General features: G+C 71.8%; 22 protein-coding genes. 10 read left to right on the forward strand and 12 right to left on the reverse strand.

Translation table 11 applies throughout. The features are described 5' to 3' along the window. The first annotated feature begins 27 nt into the window (after window positions 1–27). From KOI47_RS09575 to KOI47_RS09590, 4 genes are all read left to right on the forward strand, one after another. Entirely contained in the window at window positions 28–552 is a 525-nt protein-coding gene (locus tag KOI47_RS09575) for a PadR family transcriptional regulator (protein ID WP_216215633.1), read from the forward strand. Continuing rightward, window positions 549–1,271, forward strand: coding sequence for an ABC transporter ATP-binding protein (locus KOI47_RS09580; RefSeq protein ID WP_216215634.1), 723 nt, complete (start codon window positions 549–551; stop codon window positions 1,269–1,271). Before KOI47_RS09575 ends, KOI47_RS09580 begins: the two co-directional genes overlap by 4 nt. Further along, window positions 1,268–3,589, forward strand: coding sequence for an FtsX-like permease family protein (locus tag KOI47_RS09585; protein ID WP_216215635.1), 2,322 nt, complete (start codon window positions 1,268–1,270; stop codon window positions 3,587–3,589). Before KOI47_RS09580 ends, KOI47_RS09585 begins: the two co-directional genes overlap by 4 nt. Window positions 3,590–3,742: 153 nt before the next feature. After that, window positions 3,743–4,561, forward strand: a complete 819-nt coding sequence (locus tag KOI47_RS09590) for an SAM-dependent methyltransferase (RefSeq protein WP_216215636.1) — start codon at window positions 3,743–3,745, stop codon at window positions 4,559–4,561. Here KOI47_RS09590 and KOI47_RS09595 read toward each other — a convergent pair. From KOI47_RS09595 to KOI47_RS09630, 8 genes are all read right to left on the reverse strand, one after another. Continuing rightward, the gene (locus tag KOI47_RS09595) at window positions 4,558–5,472 is read right to left on the reverse strand and encodes a UbiA prenyltransferase family protein (RefSeq protein WP_232376645.1); all 915 of its coding nucleotides are present in this window, start codon (window positions 5,470–5,472) and stop codon (window positions 4,558–4,560) included. The two genes, KOI47_RS09590 and KOI47_RS09595, sit on opposite strands and share 4 nt — an antisense overlap. Then, window positions 5,465–6,706: a cytochrome P450 gene (locus KOI47_RS09600; protein ID WP_216215637.1), complete on the reverse strand. Its 1,242-nt coding sequence runs from the start codon at window positions 6,704–6,706 to the stop codon at window positions 5,465–5,467. The genes KOI47_RS09595 and KOI47_RS09600 overlap by 8 nt, the downstream gene beginning before the upstream one ends. Beyond that, on the reverse strand, window positions 6,703–8,316 hold the full coding sequence (locus tag KOI47_RS09605; RefSeq protein ID WP_216215638.1) for a prenyltransferase/squalene oxidase repeat-containing protein: 1,614 nt from the start codon (window positions 8,314–8,316) through the stop codon (window positions 6,703–6,705). The genes KOI47_RS09600 and KOI47_RS09605 overlap by 4 nt, the downstream gene beginning before the upstream one ends. Before the next feature lie 235 nt (window positions 8,317–8,551). After that, window positions 8,552–9,472, reverse strand: coding sequence for an NADP-dependent oxidoreductase (locus tag KOI47_RS09610; protein ID WP_216215639.1), 921 nt, complete (start codon window positions 9,470–9,472; stop codon window positions 8,552–8,554). A gap of 30 nt (window positions 9,473–9,502) precedes the next feature. After that, window positions 9,503–10,465: a zinc-binding dehydrogenase gene (locus KOI47_RS09615; protein WP_216215640.1), complete on the reverse strand. Its 963-nt coding sequence runs from the start codon at window positions 10,463–10,465 to the stop codon at window positions 9,503–9,505. A gap of 105 nt (window positions 10,466–10,570) precedes the next feature. After that, a complete protein-coding gene (locus KOI47_RS09620; protein WP_216215641.1) occupies window positions 10,571–11,221 on the reverse strand; it encodes a CPBP family intramembrane glutamic endopeptidase in 651 nt (216 codons plus the stop codon). A 57-nt stretch (window positions 11,222–11,278) separates the two neighbouring features. Beyond that, complete coding sequence (locus KOI47_RS09625; RefSeq protein ID WP_216215642.1) at window positions 11,279–11,674, reverse strand: RidA family protein; 396 nt, start codon at window positions 11,672–11,674, stop codon at window positions 11,279–11,281. Further along, a complete protein-coding gene (locus tag KOI47_RS09630) occupies window positions 11,671–12,153 on the reverse strand; it encodes a carboxymuconolactone decarboxylase family protein (protein WP_216215643.1) in 483 nt (160 codons plus the stop codon). Before KOI47_RS09630 ends, KOI47_RS09625 begins: the two co-directional genes overlap by 4 nt. Before the next feature lie 47 nt (window positions 12,154–12,200). On the opposite strand from KOI47_RS09630, the gene pdxR reads away from it, so the two are divergent. Further along, window positions 12,201–13,610, forward strand: coding sequence for a MocR-like pyridoxine biosynthesis transcription factor PdxR (gene pdxR / locus KOI47_RS09635; RefSeq protein ID WP_216215644.1), 1,410 nt, complete (start codon window positions 12,201–12,203; stop codon window positions 13,608–13,610). A gap of 32 nt (window positions 13,611–13,642) precedes the next feature. Here the strand turns inward: pdxR and KOI47_RS09640 are convergent, their stop codons facing one another. After that, window positions 13,643–14,278: a TetR/AcrR family transcriptional regulator gene (locus KOI47_RS09640; protein ID WP_216215645.1), complete on the reverse strand. Its 636-nt coding sequence runs from the start codon at window positions 14,276–14,278 to the stop codon at window positions 13,643–13,645. 98 nt (window positions 14,279–14,376) lie between these two features. Between KOI47_RS09640 and KOI47_RS09645 the strand changes: the two genes are divergently transcribed. After that, on the forward strand, window positions 14,377–14,970 hold the full coding sequence (locus KOI47_RS09645; protein ID WP_216215646.1) for an NADPH-dependent FMN reductase: 594 nt from the start codon (window positions 14,377–14,379) through the stop codon (window positions 14,968–14,970). Here the strand turns inward: KOI47_RS09645 and KOI47_RS09650 are convergent. Continuing rightward, the gene (locus KOI47_RS09650; RefSeq protein WP_216215647.1) at window positions 14,967–15,989 is read right to left on the reverse strand and encodes an NADP-dependent oxidoreductase; all 1,023 of its coding nucleotides are present in this window, start codon (window positions 15,987–15,989) and stop codon (window positions 14,967–14,969) included. The genes KOI47_RS09645 and KOI47_RS09650 overlap by 4 nt on opposite strands. An 85-nt stretch (window positions 15,990–16,074) precedes the next feature. On the opposite strand from KOI47_RS09650, the gene KOI47_RS09655 reads away from it, so the two are divergent. The 3 genes from KOI47_RS09655 (at window position 16,075) to KOI47_RS09665 (ending at window position 18,208) form a co-directional block, all read left to right on the forward strand. Further along, complete coding sequence (locus KOI47_RS09655; RefSeq protein ID WP_216215648.1) at window positions 16,075–17,076, forward strand: DNA polymerase domain-containing protein; 1,002 nt, start codon at window positions 16,075–16,077, stop codon at window positions 17,074–17,076. Window positions 17,077–17,207: 131 nt separating this feature from the next. Next, window positions 17,208–17,885 (forward strand): HAD family hydrolase, encoded by a 678-nt coding sequence (locus KOI47_RS09660; protein WP_216215649.1) that lies wholly within the window; start codon window positions 17,208–17,210, stop codon window positions 17,883–17,885. Between the two features lie 113 nt (window positions 17,886–17,998). Further along, window positions 17,999–18,208, forward strand: coding sequence for a DUF5988 family protein (locus KOI47_RS09665; RefSeq protein ID WP_216215650.1), 210 nt, complete (start codon window positions 17,999–18,001; stop codon window positions 18,206–18,208). 29 nt (window positions 18,209–18,237) lie between these two features. Here KOI47_RS09665 and KOI47_RS09670 read toward each other — a convergent pair whose 3' ends face one another. Next, window positions 18,238–18,984: a thioesterase II family protein gene (locus tag KOI47_RS09670; RefSeq protein ID WP_216215651.1), complete on the reverse strand. Its 747-nt coding sequence runs from the start codon at window positions 18,982–18,984 to the stop codon at window positions 18,238–18,240. A 148-nt stretch (window positions 18,985–19,132) separates the two neighbouring features. On the opposite strand from KOI47_RS09670, the gene KOI47_RS09675 reads away from it, so the two are divergent. Further along, the gene (locus tag KOI47_RS09675; protein WP_216215652.1) at window positions 19,133–20,047 is read left to right on the forward strand and encodes an acyl-CoA thioester hydrolase/BAAT C-terminal domain-containing protein; all 915 of its coding nucleotides are present in this window, start codon (window positions 19,133–19,135) and stop codon (window positions 20,045–20,047) included. On the opposite strand, the gene KOI47_RS09680 is transcribed toward KOI47_RS09675, so the two are convergent. Continuing rightward, window positions 20,031–20,678: a TetR/AcrR family transcriptional regulator gene (locus KOI47_RS09680; protein WP_216215653.1), complete on the reverse strand. Its 648-nt coding sequence runs from the start codon at window positions 20,676–20,678 to the stop codon at window positions 20,031–20,033. The two genes, KOI47_RS09675 and KOI47_RS09680, sit on opposite strands and share 17 nt — an antisense overlap. Window positions 20,679–20,686: the final 8 nt, after the last annotated feature.

The following is a 20,686-nucleotide window of genomic DNA, read 5'->3' on the forward strand; positions in this document are numbered from 1 at the left end:
AGTGCTTCGCGGGAAGGGGAGGACGAGGTGTCCGTCGCACACGTCCTGCTGGGCCTGCTGGAACCGGGGCCCCGGCACGGATACGACCTGAAGCGCGCCTATGACGTGCAGTTCGGCCACGACAAGCCGCTGGCTTACGGGCAGGTGTACTCCACGCTGTCCCGGTTGCTGCGCAACGGGATGATCGAGGTGTCCGGCGTCGAGCACGGTGACGGGCCGGAGCGCAAGCGCTACACCATCACCGACGCCGGGGTCACCGACGTCGAGAAGTGGCTGACGGCCCCGGAGAGCCCGGAGCCGTACCTGCAGAACACGCTCTACACCAAGGTGGTGCTCGCGCTGCTGTCCGGCCGCAGCGCCGCCGCCGTGCTGGACACCCAGCGGGCCGAGCACCTGAAGCTGATGCGCACCCTCACCCGGCGCAAGAACGAAGGCGACCTCGCCGACCGGCTCATCTGCGACCACGCGCTGTTCCATCTCGAGGCGGACCTGCGCTGGCTGGAGCTGACCACCGCGCGGCTGGACGAGCTGGCGCAGGCGGTGCGGGCATGAACCCGGGCAACAGCGCGGAAAACACCGCGCATACCGCGGGCTCCGAACCGGTGCTGGTGGCCGAGGGCATTGCCAAGGCATTCGGGCAGACCGTCGCGCTGCGCGATGCCACCGCCTCGGTGGGCGCCGGCGAGATGCTCGCCGTGATGGGCCCCTCCGGCTCCGGCAAGTCGACCCTGCTGCACTGCCTGGCCGGGATCGTGCCGCCGGACTCCGGCGAGATCCGTTACCAGGGCCGCGACCTTGCCGCCCTGTCGGACCGGGAGCGCAGTGCCCTGCGCCGCAGCGAGTTCGGCTTCGTCTTCCAGTTCGGCCAGCTCGTTCCGGAGCTCACCTGCCTGGAGAACGTGGCCCTGCCGCTGCGGCTCTCCGGGATGCGGCGCAAGCGGGCGGAGACCGAGGCCCGGTACTGGCTGACCCGGCTCGAGGTGGAGGAGGTCGCGGCCAAGCGGCCTGGCGACGTCTCCGGCGGGCAGGGCCAGCGGGTGGCGGTGGCCAGGGCGCTGGTGACCGGGCCGCGGGTGGTGTTCGCGGACGAGCCGACCGGCGCGCTCGACTCCCTCAACGGGGAGAAGGTGCTGCACCTGCTCACCGATGCCGCCCGGCACACCGGCGCCGCGGTCGTACTGGTTACCCACGAGCCACGGGTCGCGGCCTACTCCGATCGGGAGATCGTGGTGCGCGACGGCTCGGTCAGCGACCGGGAGCTGGTGGGATGAGCGGGCTGAAGGACTTCGCGCTGGGGCTCCGGCTGGCCGTCGGGGGCGGCCGGATCTCCGGCGCGGCCTTGCTGCGGCTGTCGATGACCGCGGTCGGTATCGCGCTGGCGGTGGCCCTGCTGTTGCTGGCCACCTCCATCGGCCACCTGACCGGGGAGCGCCGGGACCGCGTGGCAGCGACGCAGGAGATCACCGATACGCGGCCGGGCGTGGATCCGTTGCGGTGGCACAGCACGGGCAAGCAGGTGGGCGAGGACTACCTCGAGCTGCTCGCGGTGGCGCCGACCGGTCCCGCCGCTCCGGTCCCGCCCGGACTGGAGCGCCTTCCCGGCCCCGGCGAGCTGGTGGTGTCCCCCGAGGTGGCGAACCGGCTGGCCACCCCGGAAGGGGACTCGATCCGGGCCAGGCTGCCCGGCACGGTGGTCGGCCAGATCGGCAAGCCGGGGCTGGTCGATCCCGGCGACCTCCTTGTGTACCAGGGGTTCACCCCTGCCGAGCTCGAGGAACAGCTCGGCGAGGCGACGCCGGAGGAGGTGTACGGGTTCGGCGTGCCCAGTGACGCGGGGGAGATGTCCGCGACGACCCTGCTGCTGGTCGCGCCCGCTGCCGCGGTCCTGCTGATGCCGTTGCTCATCTTCGTGACCACGGCCTCCCGGATGGGCGCGGCGCAACGGGACCGGCGGCTGGCCGGCCTGCGGCTGCTCGGGCTGGACGCCAAGCAGGTGCGCCGGGTCGCGGCGGCCGAGTCGCTGCTGGGGGCCATGCTCGGGCTGGTGGCCGGGATCGGGCTGTTCCTCGCGCTGCGGCCGCTGATCGGCTCGCTGGAGCTGTTCGGGATGCGGTTCTTCGCCGCGGACTTCGTCCCCAACCCGGTGCTCGGCGCGCTGGTGCTGTTGCTGGTCCCCGCGCTCGCGGTCGGCGCCGCGCTGTTCGGCCTGCGCCGCACCATCGTCGAGCCGTTGGGCGTGGTCCGCCAGGGCAGGACGACACGGCGCCGGATGTGGTGGCGCTGGCTGCTCACCGGGGCCGGTGCGGTGACCCTCGCCTGCACCCTGTTCATCCCGCTGAGCAGCCGCGGTTCCCTTGCCGCATTCCTGCTGGTCGGGGGGACCGTGCTGCTGCTGTTCGGAATCGTTTCCGTGCTGCCGTGGGCGGTGGAGAAGCTGGTGCGGGCACTGCGCGGCGGCTCGCCCTCCTGGCAGTTCGCGGTCCGGCGGCTACAGCTGGACAGCGGTACCCCGAGCCGGGTGGTGTCCGGGCTCGTGGTGGTACTGGCCGGGACCATCCTCATCCAGGGGCTGCTGGCCTCGGTGGGCAGCGCCGAGGAGATCCCCGCGCGCCCGCTGGCGCAGAATCCGGGCCCGGTGCGGGTGCAGGTCGAGCAGGACGACCTGCCGGAGGTCCGCACCCGGCTGGCCGAGGTCGCCGAGGTGACCGGAACCAGGCTGATCCGGCAGGCGACCGTGGGTGAGTCGCCGGGCCAGGGCAGTGCGGCGACGGTGGAGATCGGCGACTGCGCGGCACTGGCGGCCAGGGCCACGCTCGGCCCGTGCTCGGACGGCGATGTCTTCTATGTGCCGTATCCCGAGCAGTACGACTACCGCCCCGGACCGCCCCCGCGGAACGTGATGTTCCTCGGCCAGGACGAGCGGGGCTCCGCTGCCGAATGGTCGATTCCCGGCCCGATCCGGGAGATCGCGCCGCGGCATGCGGAAAAGTATCTGGGCGGTACCGTGCTGGCCACGCCGGGAGCGCTCGGGGACACCCCGATGCCCGCGGACGCCAGGCTGATGCTCTACGTCGGTGGTACGGGAACCATTCCCGAACTGGCCGACCAGGTGGCGCTGGCCCTGCGCCCGCTGGGGCTGCGCACCGACATCAGCTACGCCAGGTCCACCAGCTTCAGCCAGGTGGAGAACGAGCGCATCGCGAACTTCCGCGCGGCGCTGCTGACCGCCTCCCTGTTCGTGCTCGTGGTGGCCGCGCTGAGTCTGCTCATGCTCGCGGTGGAGCAGATCACCGAGCGGCGGCGCGCACTGGCGGCACTGTCCGCGGCCGGGGTGCCCCTGTCGGTGCTCGGCCGGGCCTCGCTGTGGCAGACGGCGATTCCGGTGGGCGTGGGCGTGGTCCTCGCGGTCGCCGCGGGCATCGGCCTGACCCTGCCCAGCTTGCGGCTGGCGGATGTGCCCATCGCGATCGACGCGACGGCGATCCTCGGGCTGTCCGCCGCGGCCGTGCTGGCGGTGCTGCTGGTCACCGTGCTCACCCTGCCGTTGCTGCGCCAGGTCACCAAACTGGACGCGCTGCGCGCCGAGTAGCGGGTCTCGTCGTCCGGGGATTACCAGTGGTCACTGTGACTGCGCTCTCTGTCGATCACTGTCGCCGTGAACTTCACACCGCACTAGAATCTCGGTCCGGTATCGGGTTGCCGGATGGGTTCGGTGCGCACGCGGCGACGAGGAGGCGTAGCTATGGCGGTGCCGGCCGCTGGGGCGCTGAGCGAGAACGGTGCTGGTCAGGCGACCATCGCCCGGATCTGCGACTACTGGCTCGGCGGTTCGCAGCACACCGAGGCCGACCGGCGCGCGGGCGACCACATCCTGCTGTGCGCCCCGCACCTGGCCTACGTGCTGCGCACCCAGCAGGCGCAGGTCGACCGGATGGTGCGCTATCTGACCGCGGCGGGGATCCGGCAGTTCCTCGACCTCGGTTCCCGGCTGCCCACCGCGGGCAATGTGCATGAGATCGCGCGGGAGTGCATCCCGGAGAGCCGGGTGCTCTATGTGGACCACGACACCGAGGTGGCCAGGGACGGCGCGCGGTTGCTCGCCGGGGACGAGCGCGCCGGTTTCCTGCACGCCGACCCGCTGGACCCGGTGCAGGTACTCGGATCGTCGGCGTTGCGCGGTCTGCTCGACCTGCGTGAGCCCACCGCGGTGTTGATGACGAACCTGCTGCAGCACGTACCGGACTCCGCGGACCCGGCCGCGCTGGTCGGCAGGTACGTCGGTGCGGTGAGCCCGGGTAGCTACCTGGGAATCTCGCACTTCGGCTCGGACGAGCAACTGGTCACCGGTCTCGGGATGTTCAACCGGATGTTCGGCACCCCTCCTCCGGTCACCCTGCGCGAGCCCGAGCAGATCCGGCCGTTCTTCGCCGGGCTCGAGCTGGTGGAACCCGGTATCGTGCCGTTGCCACTGTGGCGGCCCACGGAAGTGGCCCTGGACGACCGCAACCCGGAGGAGTTCCGGGTGTACGTGGGCCTCGGCCACAAGCGCCTGCCGGGTTAGGCACCGGTGCCGCCGGGGACGGCCAGCGCCGCCGCCAGCAGCAGCAGGTTGCCGAGCACGGCCGGGGTCAGCGCGTAGCGGATCATCCGGCGGACCGCCGTGGGATCACGCAGCAGAGCCAGCGTCCCGCCGAGGAACGCCCCGGTCCCGAGCATTCCGGCCAGCGCGAGCAGGGCGCCGTGCCACCACCACAGGCCGATGCCGAGCAGCGCCACCCCGGCTCCGGACAGCGCGCAGGACAGGGCGAGCGCCCGTCCCGTGCCATATCGGACGGCCGGGGTGCGGAAGCCGGTGGCCGCGTCGGCGGCACGGTCGGTCACCGAGAACAGGGCGGTGCGGCCGGTGCCCAGTACGCCGAGTCCGAACACGACCAGCCCCATCGCGGGGTCGAACCGCGCGCCGGCCGCGGCGAAGGACAGCACCACCGGCAACGCCATGGTGGCGCAGCCGAAGGCTGCCGGGCCGAGGAAGCCGCGGCGTTTGAGCCGTACCGGTTCCAGGTTGTACAGCAGGTGCAGGCCGAGGATGAGTACCCCGGCCATGGCGACCGGCCACCGGCCGGACCAGACCGCGGCGGCAAGGGCCAGCGCCAGCCCGGCGACCGCTTCGGCAGTGGCCCAGCGCCGGATCCGTGCCCTCCCCACGGCCCGCGCCACCCCGGCCTGCCGGAACTTGTGCCGGTGCCTGGCGTCGGTGCCGGTGTCGGCCACGGTGTTCACGGCCATCCCGGCGGTGGTGAGCAGCAGGTTGGCCCCGATCGCTGGCAGCGCAGGACCCGGCAGGGCGGCACCGGCGAACGCGGCTCCCCAGCTCGCGTAACACAGGTAGCTGAGCCAGAGCCCGTGTCCGAGCCGGTGCACCGCGACGACCTCGTGAACCGCCACTCGCCGCGTGGCCCGGCTCTCAGCCACGATCGCCGGTCACCCGCATCCGCAGCGCCGGGTCGGGGGTCAGCAGGTTCCCGCGGATCCGGACCCGTCCGGCGCCGGGATTGACGCAGTGCCAGTGCCTGCGCCGCAACAGCTCCGCGACCAGCATCCGGATCTCCAGCTGGGCCAGCCCGCTACCGAGGCAGCGCCGGGTGCCGCCACCGAACGGGAAGTAGTGCCGCGGTGGGCGAGTACCGAGGAACCGGCCGGGGTCGAACCGCCGCGGGGCGGCGAACGCCTCCGGCCTGCGGTGCGCCAGGTAGATGCTCAACGTGCAGACGGTCCCCGCGGGGAACCGGCGACCGCCCAGTTCGGTCTCCTCGGTGAGCATCCGGTTCTCCCCGATGGCCGTCGAGGGGGTCAGCCGCAGTACCTCCTGGATCACCGCCTGCAGCAGTGGTGTCCGGGTGGCATCCGATCCGTCCGCATCGGCATCGGCCAGTTCGGCCAGCACCGCCTCCCGCAGCCGCCGGTCGCGGTCCAGCCACAGCAGGGTCCAGGTCATCGCCGTCGCGGTGGTCTCGTGCCCGGCGAACAGCAGGGACACGATCTGGTCCCGCAGCTCGGCCTCACCGAGCTCGCCGATCGGGCCGTCCCCGGACAGCAGCAGCGCGGCGAGCGTGGCCTGACCGTCATCGTGTCCGGCCCTGGCCGCGCGTACCAGCGCCCGGTCCAGGTCCGGGCCGGAACGGGGGAGCCGCACGCCGAGGAAGCGGTAGGCGAGGCCGCGGGTGCGGGAGCCGAAGGCACGCCGCAGCCAGCCGCCGAACTCCGCCAGCATGCCCGGCTCTGGCGCACCCAGCACGATCCGCCCGATGATCCGCAGGGCGAGCTTCCGGGTCCACGCTGCGAGGGGGACCACCGTGCCGGGGCGCAGCTCGTCGATCGCTGCGCGCAGGTGGCCTGCGATGATCTCCCGGTGTCCGGTGAGGGCGCGGCCGCGCAACGCCGGGCCGAGCACCCTGCGGTAGGCGGCATGCCGTTCGCCGTCCGCCCACAGCAACGAACCAGGACCCAGCAGCGGGGTCAGGCTCCGGCTGCCGGGATGGGCCAGCCGCCGGTCGGACCGGAAGATCTCCTCCAGCACCTCCGGATGCCACACCAGCAGGCGGGGAGCCGTGCCGGGGCGCAGCTCCACCATGCCGTCGGGGGAGTCCGCGATGGCGTTCAGGTACGCCAGCGGGCGCACCGCCAGCTGCAGCTCCGCGCGGTTCACGAGGGCTCGAACTCCTGGCCGGTCACCGGCTCCGCCAGCAACGCGGAGACCGCCGGATCGGTGTGCGCGAGATGCAGGGCGGCAAGGGCTTCCGCGCGCACGATCCGGAGTGGCGTGTACAGGTCCTTGTCATGCCACAGTGGAGGGTGCTCGGCATCCTGGTCCCAGTGCAGCAGGGAGAGCGCACCGTGCGCGGCGGCCCGCGCGATCGCGTCACCGGTGCGCGGGACCCTGGTGTTCAGCAGGATCTTCACCGCGTACGCGGTCTCCTCGTAGGTGCCGCCCCACCGCCCCCAGGTGCCGTCATCGTGCTGGCTCAGCAGCACCCAGTCCACCGCGCCGCGCACCGCGGACCGTGCGGCGGCTCCGCCGTAGTCGGCCAGCGCGGTGGCACAGCAGGCGGTGGCGTAGTACGGGGAGGCGTGCCACTTGTCGGCCCAGCTGCCGTCGGGACGCTGCTGCTCGCACAACCAGGCCACCAGCCCGGTCAGGGCATCGGCGTAACGTGCCGGACTCGCGGGGTGGGTGGCCAGCCAGGCGCCGAATGCCTGCAACACATGGGCGTTCGCCGTGGTCGAGGGTGTGCGTTCGGCCGGGAAGCAGTGGAAGTGCCTGCCCGTGCGGTACTTCCACAGGCTGTCCGGTTCCCGCGGTCTGCCGAGTAGGGCCAGCGCGTACAGGGCGGTGGCGGTGTCGTCGGCGTCCGGTGGGAGCCCGGTTCCGCCCGCGGCTCCCGATTCCGTCAGTGCCGCGTCCACCGCATCGGCAGGCTCGCCGTGCGCGGGGAGCCCCAGTCCAGAACTGGCCAAAGTGGACAGTATCCAGGAGCGTTCGAACAGTGCGAGCGGGGCGGCCACCGGTACCGCGCCTTCCGGCCCCCGCACGGCTTCCAGGTAGGCAAGGCAGGGAGACCCGCCCGGCACGGCGGTTTCCGTGCCGAGCCATGCCGCGGTGGCGGCGGGGGAGCAGCCGACCCCGTGCTCGGTCGGTCCGGCGAAGGTGGCTCCCCTGGCAGGCGGGCCGATGATTTCCAGTGAGTGCAGGAGCTTGCCCGGCAGCTCGCGGCCGTGCCGCACCGCCTCGCGCAGGGAGCCGAGCAGCTCCGGCCGCGCGCCTGCCGGGATCGGCAGCCGGTGTCCGTGCCATTCCGCCAACTCCGCCGGTGCCGGGGCTTCCAGTAGCCGGTTGATGTCGATGATCAGCCCCGGCACGATGAGCTCGACCGCCACCGTGTCCGGAAGGGACGGTCCCGCACCGGTTCGGGCGGCACGGTCCATCGCGTCCAGTCCCCGGGCTGTCGCCGCGGCGATGCGCTCGCCAGCGCCCGGCATCTCCCTGCGGTGCAGTACGCGCAGCAGTGCCTCGATCGCGCTGAGCGTGGGCACGAACCGGTAGTCGTCCGGCCCGCCCCAGGTGCCGTCCGGTCGCTGCCGGTCGAGTACGAACCCGATCCGGTCCTTGTGCGCGGGGAGCGTGGGGGCCAGTGAGATCAACCTGGCCGTCTCGTAGACCGACGGGGAGAACGATCCGTAGGCATCGGCGGCCGATTCGGCGAGAAGTTCGGTGACGGCGCGGTGCGCTTGGGCGGTCCAGGACTCGTGCAGATCCACTCGAAGCCCCCTGGCAGTTCAGGCTCCATCGACGACCGGGCAGCGCACGGCCGCCGCTGTTGGGTAACTGGACTGACACTTAACGTAGCACCCGCGGGCGGCCGATCGTGCCGACTTGATTCGTTTGGAGTAGTCCTGAACCGTTAAACGACGTACGCACCTCCCACCCGAGGTCGGCGGCACCGCCCCAGAACGGCCCATCCAGGGAGGGTGCCGGTCGACCTGGAACGGCGGGTCAGCCCACCTCGATGACGATCTTGCCGCGCCCGTGGCCGTCCTCGCTGAGCCGGTGCGCGTCGGCGATCCGTTCCAGCGGGAAGGTCTGCTGGATCGGCAGCCGCAGCGCGCCGCTTTCCAGCATGGGCAGCACCTCGGCGAACACCTCGGGCAGCGGGGCCGCATCCGGCCCACCGCCGGAGAAACGCACCCCGTGCGCCCCCGCGTTGCCGTCGGCGATCGTGAGCACCCTGTCCGGGTCCCCGGTCAGCTCCACGGAGAGGCCGAGCACGTCCCGGCCCGCGGCGTCCAGCACCAGGTCCACCGAGTCCGTGACACCGCGTACCCGCTCCAGCAGGCCCTCGCCGTACTCCACCGGGCGCACCCCGAGTTCGGTGAGGAAGTCGTGGTGCCCCCTGCTGGCCGTGCCGATCACCGTCGCGCCCCGGCTGAGCGCGAGTTGCGCGGCCACCAGCCCGACCCCGCCCGACACGGCGTGGATCAGCAGGGTGTGGCCCGCCCGCAGCCCGAGATCGCGCAGGGTGCGGTAGGCCGTCTCGGCGACCACCGGCAGCCCCGCGGCCAGCGGGAAGGACAGCCAGTCCGGCTTGGCCACCAGGCCGTCGGCGTCGGCGAGGGCGTGCGTGGCGACGGCCCCGGTCGCGGCCTTGCCGAACACGGCGGTCCCCGGACGCAGGGAGCGCACTCCCTCGCCGACCGCATCGACCGTCCCTGCCAGGTCGAACCCGGTGCCCTGTGGCTCATCCGGGGCATCGGAGCCCGCGAAGAATCCGCTTCGGATCTTCCAGTCGATGGCGTTCACCCCGGCCGCGGCGACCGCGACCCGGACCTGGCCCCGACCCGGCTCGGGAAGCGGGACCTCCTCGACGGTCAGTACCTCGGGGCCGCCGTAACGGCTGAAACGGGCTGCTTTCGGCATCTTTTCCACCCTCCTGTGTGGATAGTGCGGTCAGGCGAGCAGCAGGGTTCGTCCGACGACCTCCCTGGACTCGATGGCGGCATGTGCCTCGGCCGCCCGCTCCAGCGGGAAGGTTCGCCCGATCACCGGGGTCACCCTGCCCTGCGCGGCCGCCCGCAGCACCTGCCCGGCCAGCCGGGTGCCGTCCGCGGGCGCGAACTGCACCTGCTCGATTCCGGTCACGGTGATCTCGCGCCGCTGTGCCTCCCCTGCGTCGATCTCGGCGAACCCGCCGCTGGGCACACCGTAGGCGAACATCCGGCCGCCCCGCGCGGCGAGGCTGAAGGCGGCCGCGCCGAGGTCCCCGCCGACCCCGTCGAACACCACCCGTGGGCCCCCGGTCGCCGCGCTGACCCGCGCCGTCCAGTCCGGCTCGGTGTAGTCCACGGTCAGCTCGGCGCCCAGCTGCCCGGCCGCATCCAGTTTCCGTGCCCCGCCCGCGGCCGCCACGACCCTGGCACCCGCGGCGCGGGCCAGTTGCACCAGCAGCAGGCCGAGGCCGCCGCCGGCCGCGGTGACCAGTACCCACTCGCCCGGTTCCAGCGCTGCCGCCTCGACCAGGCTGAGCGCGGCGGGTCCGGTCTGGAGCAGGGCCGCCGCGTCCGGCAGGCTCAGCTCGTCCGGAACATCGACCAGCCCGGCCGCGTCGGCGAGGACCCGCTCGGCGTACCCGCCGCCATCGGTCATGGTGACCACGCGGCGCCCCACCAGGTCTTCGGGTACATCCGGGCCGACCGACAGCACCGTGCCCGCCACCCCGCCGCCCGGCACATAAGGCGGGTGCAGCGGGAAGTGCTCGCCACCCCAGCCCGAGCGGAGCTGGGTGTCCAGGAACAGCACGTCGGCGACGGCCACCCGCACCACGACCTGGCCCTGCCCGGCCCGCACATCCGGAACCTGGCGCACCTCCAGCACTTCCGGTCCGCCGAACCTGGTCACCTGCACTGCCCGCATGCCGCTCACGCTCCTTGTCCGCCCGTTCCCCTGGTGCCGAGACCAGCATGGAATCTCGAGCTGACTAGAGGTCAAGGTGGCGTGTGCCGGCCCGCTCCGTGCCACTCAGCCGGGCACGGCGCCGTGGTAGAAGTACAGGCCGAGCCCGATGGTGAAGATGAGCATGCCGTACAGCGCGTGCTCGAAGGACACCGTGAACAGCGACCTGGTCCGCCGGTACCTGCTGGCGAAGATCCAGCCGCCGGCAAGGGAAAGCACGATCGCGATCCAGTTGCCGAACGGCAGGTGCACGAACCCGAACGCGGCCGCGCTCGCGCCCACCATGCCGTGCCCCTCGCCGAACACCGGGGCGTAACGCTGGAACAGGAACGCGCGGAAGATCAGTTCCTGCGGGTACACACTGGCCAGCGGATACAGCACCATGACCAGCGCCCAGGTCAGCGGTTCCTCCCGGGGCAGGGTGAACAGCAGCTCGGGACGCGCGATCGCCACCACGGCGCCCGCGCCGACCGCGGTCACTCCCCAGAGCAGGCCGATCGACCGCAACTGGCCGGGCAGCGCGTCCGGCCGCCACAACGCGGAACGGTCGAATGCGGGCGAGCGCAGCAGGTACATGACCACGGCGGCGCCGAGTACGAGCAACACCGGAATCGGACTGGTGCCCTGGAACAGCAGGGTGTAGAGCACGACCAACCCGAAGAACAGCACCGTGTACTCCACGGCGAGGTAGAGCCTGATCGGTGGCGCGGCCAGCATGCGGATCACGCTACCGGCGGTTTCCTGAGAGTCTGTTCCAGGATCGGCCGTGGCTCCTCATCCGGTGGCGACGGCGTCGATCTCGAACGCCATCTCCGGAAGGGCGAGCGCGGCCACGCCGATGAGGGTCTGCGCGGGCGGTCGCTCGCCCCAGATCTCGCCGAGTACTCCGGTGATGGTCTCCAGCTTGGCCGCGTCGTGCCCCACCACGTAGGTGCCGAGGCGGACCACGTTCCGGTAGCCGAGGCCGACCGCGCCCAGTGCGGTACCCAGGTTGGCCACGGCCTGCCGCACCTGGGTGGCGAAGTCCGCCGAGACGACCTGGCCGTCGGCGCCGGAGCCGTACTGCCCGGCGACGAACACCAGCCTTCCCGCGGGAACCTCGGTGAGATGGCTGTACCCGAACGGCACCGGATCATGCAGTTCTGCGGGATTGACGATGGTGTGTGTCATGCCGCGCTCCCGCTGCCGGGCCGCTCGTCGGTGCCGGGCACCTTGGCCGTGCTGATCGCGATCCGGTTCCAGGTGTTGATCGTGCAGATCATCGTGATCAGGGTGGCGAGGCGGGTCTCGTCGAACGAGGCTGCCGCCCGCCGGTAGACCTCATCAGGGACCCCGTCCACCGACACCTTGGTCACGGCCTCGGTCAGGTCCAGTGCCGCCTGCTCCTCCTCGGTGAAGAAGCCGGTGGCCTCCCGCCAGACCGCCACCATGTGCAGGCGCTGCTCGTCCGCGCCCGCCTTGCGGGCGTCCGAGGTGTGCATGTGCAGGCAGTAGGCGCAGTGGTTGAGCTGCGATGCGCGGATCTGCACCAGCTCCACCAGCGCCGGGTCGAGGCCCTCGCGCGCGGCGGCGTCGAAACCGATCAGCGCCTTGAAGGCCTTCGGGGCGGCCTTGGTGATGTTGACTCGTTGCATGCCGTTGTTCGTCATGGTCACGACGCTACGGCTGGAATCGACCGGTTGTATGGTGCATTTCCATGGAGGATTCGTGGGTCAATTGGGCCGAGCGGGTGGGCCGGGACCTGCATCTCGAGCTGCCGGGAAAGGGCGGGCGCCGGGCCGCGCTGATCCGCGCTCTGCGGGAGGCGATCCGGACCGGGCGGCTCGCTCCCGGCACCCGCCTCCCGCCCTACCGCTCGCTGGCCGCCGACCTCGGCCTGGCTCGGAACACGGTGGCCGACGCCTACGCCGAGCTGGTCGCCGAGGGCTGGCTCACGGCGCGCCAGGGATCGGGGACCGCGGTGGCCATCCGCGCGGAGCCGTTGCCTGCCGGCAGGAGCCGGGCACGAGCGGGGCCGCGACTCACCCACGATCTGCGGCAGGGCCAGCCGGATGCCGCCTCCTTCCCGCGCACCGACTGGCTGGCCTCCGCCCGTCGCGCGCTGCTCGCCGCGCCGACCGAGGCGTTCGGGCCGGGGGACCCGCGCGGTCGCCCCGAGCTGCGCCGCGCGCTGGCCGGCTACCTTGCCCGGGTGCGCGGGGTGCGCACCGAACCCGAGCGGATCGTGATCTGTGCCGGGTTCGCGCACGCGCTGCGGTTGCTGTTCGGCGGCGGGGTGCTGGGTGGCCCGCTGGCGGTGGAGTCCTACGGCCTGGACTTCCACCGGTCGCTGCTGGCCGAAGCCGGGGTGCGCACGATCCCGCTGACCCTGGACGAGCACGGTGCGGCCGTGGCGGAACTCACCGGGCTGCGCGAGGTCCGGACCGTGCTGCTCACCCCGGCTCACCAGTTCCCGACCGGGGGTCCGCTGCATCCGCAGCGGCGCTCCGCGGTGGTGGAGTGGGCGGGTGCCAGGGACGGCCTGCTGCTGGAGGACGACTACGACGGGGAGTTCCGCTACGACCGCCAGCCGGTCGGCGCGGTGCAGGGGCTGGACCCCGACCGGGTGGTGTACCTCGGTTCGGTCAGCAAGAGCCTCTCGCCCGCGGTGCGCCTTGGCTGGATGGTGCTGCCCGAGCACCTGGTGGACACGGTGCTGCGGGTCAAGGGGGAGCGGGAGGGCTGGGTCGGTGTCGCCGACCAGCTGACCCTCGCCGACCTGATCGAGTCCGGCGCGTACGACCGGCATGTCCGGCGGATGCGCCAGCGCTACCGGCGTCGCCGGGACCAGCTGGTGGACCTGCTCGCCCTGCGGGCGCCCCATATCGTGCCCACCGGCATCGCGGCCGGGCTGCACGCGGTGCTCCGGCTCCGGCCGGGTACCGAGCGCTCGATCCTGGACGCGGCAGGCTGGCAGGGCCTCGCCGTGGACGGCCTGGCTCCCTTCCGGCATCCGGAGGCCACCATGCCAGCCGCCGAGGGGCTCGTCGTCGGCTACGCCACCCCGCCCGAGCACGGTTACCCCGCGGCGATCGAGGCACTGTGCGGCGTGCTGCCGCCGCCGTAACTCAGTGCCCGGTAGCCACAAAGGGCCGTAACTCAGGCCCGGTAGCCATAAAGGAACGCCCGCACGCCCGCGGCTACCGTCTCGGCGATCTCCTCCTCCTGCCGCCCGTGCCTGCCCGCGACGTCGCCCTCGGAGATGAGCAGCGCGAAGTGCCGTGCCGCCCGGTCGGCGTCCGGGATGCGCAGCAGCCCGTCCTCGGCCAGTTCGCGGAAGCGGCCTGCGAGCTCCTTGCGGACCCGCAGCGGCCCGGTTCGCTGCCAGGTCTCGAGCACGGCCCGCGGGATGTGCTCCGTGTCGGCGTTGATCTGCCGTACCAGGGCCTCATGCTCGGCGTGGTCAGGGGTCGGGGTCAGCCAGGCCGTGCCGAAGGCGATGAGGTCGGCCTCCAGGTCGGTGATCTTGCGCAGCTCGCGTTCGATGATGGCGATCTGCGCCCGCGCCACCTCGGCGGCGCTCTGCTGGATCACGGTCTCGAACAGCTCCGTCTTGTCCCGGAAGTGGTTGTAGATGGTGCGGGTGGACACGCCGGCCTCGGTCGAGATCGCGTCGATGCTCGCGCGGGTATAGCCGTCCCGTGCGAACACGGTGAAGGCACCGGCGAGGATCGCCCTGCGCTTGTCCGCCAGCCCACCGCGAGTGCCTGCCTTCGGCGGGTCGTTCCTGGTCATAGTCGCCCCCTCGACTCGTTTGCACGAATCGTTTTACCTGTTGCCATATACGTTGTACTTTACCCGGGTAGGTCGAAACGCGCAGGGAGGCAAGGCAGATGACCCGGATCGGCATCATTCTCGGCAGCACGCGCCCTGGCAGGAGAGCAGGCCGGGTGGGGGACTGGGTACTCGAGGTGGCAGGCAGGCACCCGCTGGTGCTGGCCGGTACGGCCGAGGTCGAACTGGTCGACCTGGCCGAGTACCGGCTGCCGTTGCTGGACGAGCCGGAACCGGCGATCCGCGGCCGGTACCGGCACGAGCACACCATGGCATGGGCCGCGACGATCGACTCCTTCGACGGGTTCCTGTTCGTGACCCCGGAGTACAACCACTCGGTTTCCGGCGCGCTGAAGAACGCGATCGACTTCCTCTACCGGGAATGGCACGACAAGGCTGCCGGGTGCGTCGGTTACGGCGCCGCGGGGGCCGTCCGCGCCGTGGAGCACCTGCGCCAGATCCTGGGTGAGGTGGGGGTGGCCACCGTGCGGACGCAGGTCGCGCTGGACAAGCACACCGACACCGAGTTGTTCACCGATCCCGATGCCTGGGTTCCTGGCGCGGAGCAGACCGCACGGCTGAACCTGGTGCTGGAACAGGTCGTCACCTGGTCGAAGGCACTCGGGCAACGGCCTGCCGCCGCCCGTGACTAGTCGCGGATCTTGAGCACCAGCTTGCCGACGTTGGCCCCGGAGAACAGGCTCAGCAGGGTCTCAGGGAAGGTCTCGATCCCCGCCTCGACGACGTGCTCGCGGGCGCGCAGCTTGCCCGCGGCCAGCCAGCCGGCCAGCTCCGCCGCGGCCTCGCCGTAGCGATCGGCGTAGTCGAAGACCACCATGCCGGTCATCGAGGCGCGATTGACCAGCAGCGAGAGGTAGTTTGCCGGGCCCTTGACCTGCTCGGTGGCGTTGTACTGGGAGATCGCCCCGCACAGCACAACCCGCGCGCCGAGTGCGAGCCGGGCCAGTACCGCGTCCAGGATCTCGCCGCCGACGTTGTCGAAGTACACGTCCACCCCGTCCGGAGCATGCGTGCGCAGTTCCGCCTTCAGGTCGGCGGACTTGTAGTCGATCGCCGCGTCGAAGCCGAACTCGTCCACCAGCAGCCGGCACTTCTCCTCGCCACCCGCGATCCCGATCACCCGGCAGCCCTTGATTTTGGCCAGCTGGCCGACCACGCTGCCCACCGCGCCCGCGGCTCCGGAGACGACCACGGTCTGCCCCGGCTCCGGCTTTCCGATGTCGAACAGTCCGAAGTAGGCGGTCATCCCGGTCATCCCGAGCGCGCCGAGGTAGCTCTCCGGCGGTGCGCTGCGGGTGTCCACCCGCTGCACGCCACGACCGTCGGAGATGGCGTACTCCTGCACGCCGAACATGCCGGACACCTGCTCGCCGACGGCGAAGTCCTGGTGCCGGGAGGCGATCACCCTGCCGATCGCGCCCGCCCGCATCACCTCGCCGATGCGCACCGGCCGGATGTAGGACTTGCCCTCGTTCATCCAGCCGCGCATCGCGGGGTCCAGCGAGAGGTGCGAGACCTCGACGAGGAACTGCCCCTCCTCCGGTTCGCCGACCGGTTCGGTGCGGTACTCCCAGTCCGTGCGCTGGGGTAGGCCCTGCGGGCGCGCCGCGAGCCGGAACTGGTGGTTGGTCAGCTCGGTGTCAGTGCTCATGCCCGCATCATACCGACCGGTCGGTACCGCGGCAGGTCCGGCATCCGCTGTTGACCGGGACGGGTGAGCACGGTGAGGTGGACCCGTGGGAACCACACGGAGTGGCGAGTCACGGGCGGGCGTGCCGCTGACCAACCTCGACCAGCCGCTGTTCGAGCAGGCGGGGGCGAGCAAGCGGGACCTGGTGGACTACCTGGACGCCGTCTGTGACCGCATCCTGCCGGGACTGCGCGGCAGGCCGCTCTCGGTCATGCGGGTGCTGCGCGGCCAGGCGCCGTTCATGCAGAAGAACGTGCCGAAGTACACCCCTTCCTGGGTGCGCACCGTTCCGGTCTGGGCGGAGGCCTCGCGCCGGGAGGTCTCCTACGCGCTGTGTGATGACCGGCGCACCCTGCTGTGGTTCGGCAACCAGCGCGCCATCGAGTACCACCCGACCCTGGCCCGTGCCGAGGCGATGAGCCGTCCCACCCACCTGGTGCTGGACCTGGACCCGCCCGCCGATGGGGAAGCCGAAGGGGAACAGGGGGCCGAGGGCTTCCGGCAGGCCGCGCGGGCCGCGTTACTGGTGCGGCAGGCCCTCGCCGACTCCGGGCTGGCGGGGGTGGTGAAGACCAGCGGCGCCAAGGGGCTGCACGTGTTCGTGCCGATCGAGGCGCACCAGGACATGGAGGACACCGCGGCGGCGACCAGGGCACTGGCGGCCAGGGCCGAGCGCATCGACCCCGCACTCGCCACCACGGCGTTCATCAAGGCCGACCGCGGTGGCAAGGTGTTCCTCGACCCGACCAGGGCGGGCGGCGCGACCGTGGTCGCCGCGTACAGCCCGCGCATCCGGCCAGGGGTCCCGGTGTCCTTCCCTGTGGCCTGGACGGACCTGGACCGGATCGCGCCGGGTGACTTCACCATCCGCAACGCGGTGGGGCTGCTCGGATCCGCCGATCCGTGGGCGGAGTCGATGCCTGCCCCGCAGGGCCTGCCCGCCGACCTGATCGAGGAGGGGCACACCATTCCGGTGCCCCGCGTCGCCGCGATGCACGAGGGCAAGCGGCGAGCCAAGGCGCGCAGGGAGCAGCAGGACACCCCCTGACCCCGTGGTGGCCTGGCCACCCTTCCCTGTCCCCGTTCTCGGCACCCGAGCGGGTCGCGGCCGTCCTTGCCGTTTGTCTGACTGTATAGCAGACTGACAGTCTGACGGGATCGGAAGGAAGGACGCCGCTGATGAGTGACCTGCGCTGGGCCACGTTCGACTGTTTCGGCACGCTGGTGGACTGGCGGCATGGCATCGCGACCGGGGCGGAGCTGCTGTTCCCCGGCCGGGGAGCCGAGCTGCTCCCGGTCTACAACCGGCATGAGCCGCGGGTGCAGGCCGAGTTCCCCACGCTGCGCTACCGCGAGGTGATGGCCGAGGCGTTACGCCGGACCTGCGCCGAGGCCGGGCTCGAACTGCTCACCGCGGACGACGCCGCCGTGCTGGCCGCCGGAATCGCCCACTGGCCGGTGTTTCCGGACACCCGCGCCGCGCTGACCGAGCTACGCGCCGCGGGTTGGCGGCTGGCCCTGCTCACCAACTGCGATCGGGACATCATCGGTGAGTCGCAACGCAGGCTCGGGGTGCCGGTGGACGCGATCGTCACGGCCGAGGACGTCGGTTGCTACAAGCCGAGGCATGAGCACTTCACCCGGTTCGAGCGGACCTTCGGGGTGCGCCGGGAGCAGTGGGTCCACGTGGCGCAGAGCTACTTCCACGACATCGTGCCCGCGCACGAGCTGGACATCCCGCGGGTGTGGATCAACCGGCTGGCCGAGGACAACGACCCGGCGATCGCCGACGCGGTGCTGCCCGGCCTGGCCGGTCTCGCCGACACGGTCGGCAGGGTGTATGCCGCCGCGCGCTGACGTTTTCTCCGTCCTGCGCCGCTTGACAGTTCACGGCGAAGTCCGCAAGATTGTGATGCAGAGCACAGTGTTCTGGGGTCGTTTTATCGATCAATTTGCCCCGAGGGGATGCCGTGGCTGGAATCAAGGCTGAACTGGTCGGTGGTCCGGCCACGTTGTCCGATGTCGACCGGCGTCGTGAGGTGGTCGACCTGGCTGAACAGGTCAAAGTGAGCACCGGTGCGGGCTATGAGCACTTCTCGCACAATGGCCAGTTCAATACCGCGGGCGGGGAGAAGATCGCGGTTTTCGCCTGGACGGGGCGGACCAAGATCGCCGAATGAGGAACCGGCCGCGCCGCGACGGGTGGTTTTCAGCCGAGGTGTTCGGAGATCGTCCGTAGCACCTCCGCCTGTTGCTGGCCGAGATAGAAGTGCCCGCCAGGGAACACCCGCAGGGTGAACTCGCCCGAGGTGTGGTCGCCCCAGGAGCGGGCCTCATCCACGGGGACTCGCGGGTCCTGGTCGCCGACCAGCGCGTGGATGGGGCAGCTGACGTCCGGGCCGGGGACGTAGCGGTAGGTCTCGGCGGCCTTGTAGTCATTGCGCAGCACGGGCAGCATCATCCGGAGCAGGTCCTCCTCCTGCAGCACGGCCGCCTCGGTTCCGCCCAGCATGCGCATCTCCGCCAGCAGGCCCTCGTCGTCCAGCTGATGCACCCCGTCGTTCCTGGTGCGGGTCGGCGCCCGCCGCCCGGAGACGAAAAGGCGGCTCAGCAGGATGCCATCGGCCTCGAACCTCCTCGCCACCTCGAAGGCGAGGCTGGCGCCCATGCTGTGCCCGAAGAAGGCCAGCGGCTGGCCGGTCCACGGCCGCAGCGCCTCGGCGGTGCGGCCGGCCAGCTCGCCGATGTCGTCGATGCACGGCTCGGTGTGCCGGTCCTGGCGGCCGGGGTACTGCACGGCCAGCACGTCCACCCGCGGCGAGAGCGAGCGCGCGACCGGGAAGTAGTAGCTGGCCGACCCGCCCGCATGCGGGAAGCAGACCAGTCGGTGCGGTGCATCCGGAGCCGGGTGGTATCGGCGGATCCACGCGGTGGTGTCCTCGGCGTTCACGGTCATCGGGCGAGCGGGTCCTTTCGTGCGCGGCCGGCGACGCGGCAGGGTCGAGCCGTTCGGCATGCCGGACCCAACCTGTCAGCCCGGGATACCGCGCGGCAACCCCGATCAGCCGCGTGTCACAGGGCCGCCGTTGTGGTTGGCTGTCGGTATGGCGGGTGAGGTGGAGGTGCGGCGAGTCCTGGAGGGCGGGCTTTCCGGCGTGTTGTGCGTTCCCGCGGACCCCGGCCCGGCGCCAGGGGTGCTGCTGCTGGGCGGCTCGGAAGGCGGGCTGCACGAGCGTGACGCCCGGATGCTGGCCGCCGAGGGGTTCACGGTGCTCGCACTGGCCTACTTCGGCGCCCCTGGGCTGCCGCCGGGCCTGGTGCGGGTGCCGCTGGAGTACTTCTTCCGCGCGCTGGACGTCCTGGCCGGGCAACCGCTCGCCGGGCAACGGTTCGGGGTGCTGGGCGGGTCCCGCGGGGCGGAGGCCGCGCTGCTGCTCGCCGCGCACGACCCGCGTGTCGGCGCGGTGGCCGGAGTGGTCGGCGGGGGAGTGGTGACCCAGGGGATCGACTACCGCCGTGGCGGGCTGCTGGACATCCTCGGCACGCCTGCCCCGCCGTGGACCCTGCGCGGCGAGCCGTTACCGTACCTGCCGTACACCCTGTCCGAGGAGCTGCGCGCGTGTGTCCGGAGTGGACAACCGGTGCCGCTGGCCCGGGCGTTCCGGCCGCCGCCGGAGGATCCGGCCGAACTCGAGCGGGTGAGCATCCCGGTGGAACGGATCCGCGGGCCGGTGTTGCTGCTGTCCGCCGCGGACGACCGGATGTGGCCGGGTGCGGACTACTGCCAGGTAGCCATGGACCGGCTGTCGGCGGCCGGGCACCCGCACGATTTCCGGCACCGGGTGTTCCCTGGTGCAGGCCACGGGATCGCCGGTCCACCCGGTGCCCCGCTCACCAGCACCACGAGCCCCGGCCCCGGCGTGACCTTCGACCTTGGCGGCAGTCCCGAGGCCACCACCATGGCACGGGCCGAGGCGTGGGCGGACAGCGTCGAGTTCCTCGCTACCGCCCTGCGCTGAGGTCCGCGCGGAGATAGCGGGCGGCGAGCGCGGTACCGACCTCGGTTGCGTGCTCGATGAGCCGCTCGGCGTCGGTGTCCACCACCCCGGCATGCCATGCGGTGACCAGTTCGACGAAACCGCCGATGCCGATCAGGGTGCTCATCCGGAGCGCGTCCTCGTCCACCCCGGGCTCGAGGTAGCGGCGGCCCGTCCGCACCAGCAGGTCGGTGGCCTGCTGTAAGGCCTGCCGGCGGCGCTGCTCCAGGGTCGGGCTGCCCGCGTGCTCGCCGAAGGCGATCCGGGCCCGGCGCGCATCGCCCGCGACGTGGTGCACGAAAGCGGCGATCGCGGCGCGCAGCTGGTCGATCGGGTGCTGGTCGCCCTTGTCCGCGATGGCTTCCAGCAGCAGGGCCATGGTCTCCTCGAACACCTGGTCCCAGACCGCGGCGAGCAGCGCCTCCCGGTCGGCGAAGCTCTCGTAGAAGTAGCGGTCTATCAGCCCGGCCCTGGCACACACCCCGCGCATGGTGACCGCGGCCCATCCCTGGTCGCCCCAGATCTCCATCGCCGCGTCGACCAGCCTGCGGCGCCGCTGCGCCGTGCGCTGCTCGGCACTGCGGCCCGCATAGGTCCGGGATCGGGTGCGCATGGATCCCA

The sequence above is a fragment of the Amycolatopsis aidingensis genome (genome assembly GCF_018885265.1).
GTDB lineage: Bacteria > Actinomycetota > Actinomycetes > Mycobacteriales > Pseudonocardiaceae > Amycolatopsis > Amycolatopsis aidingensis.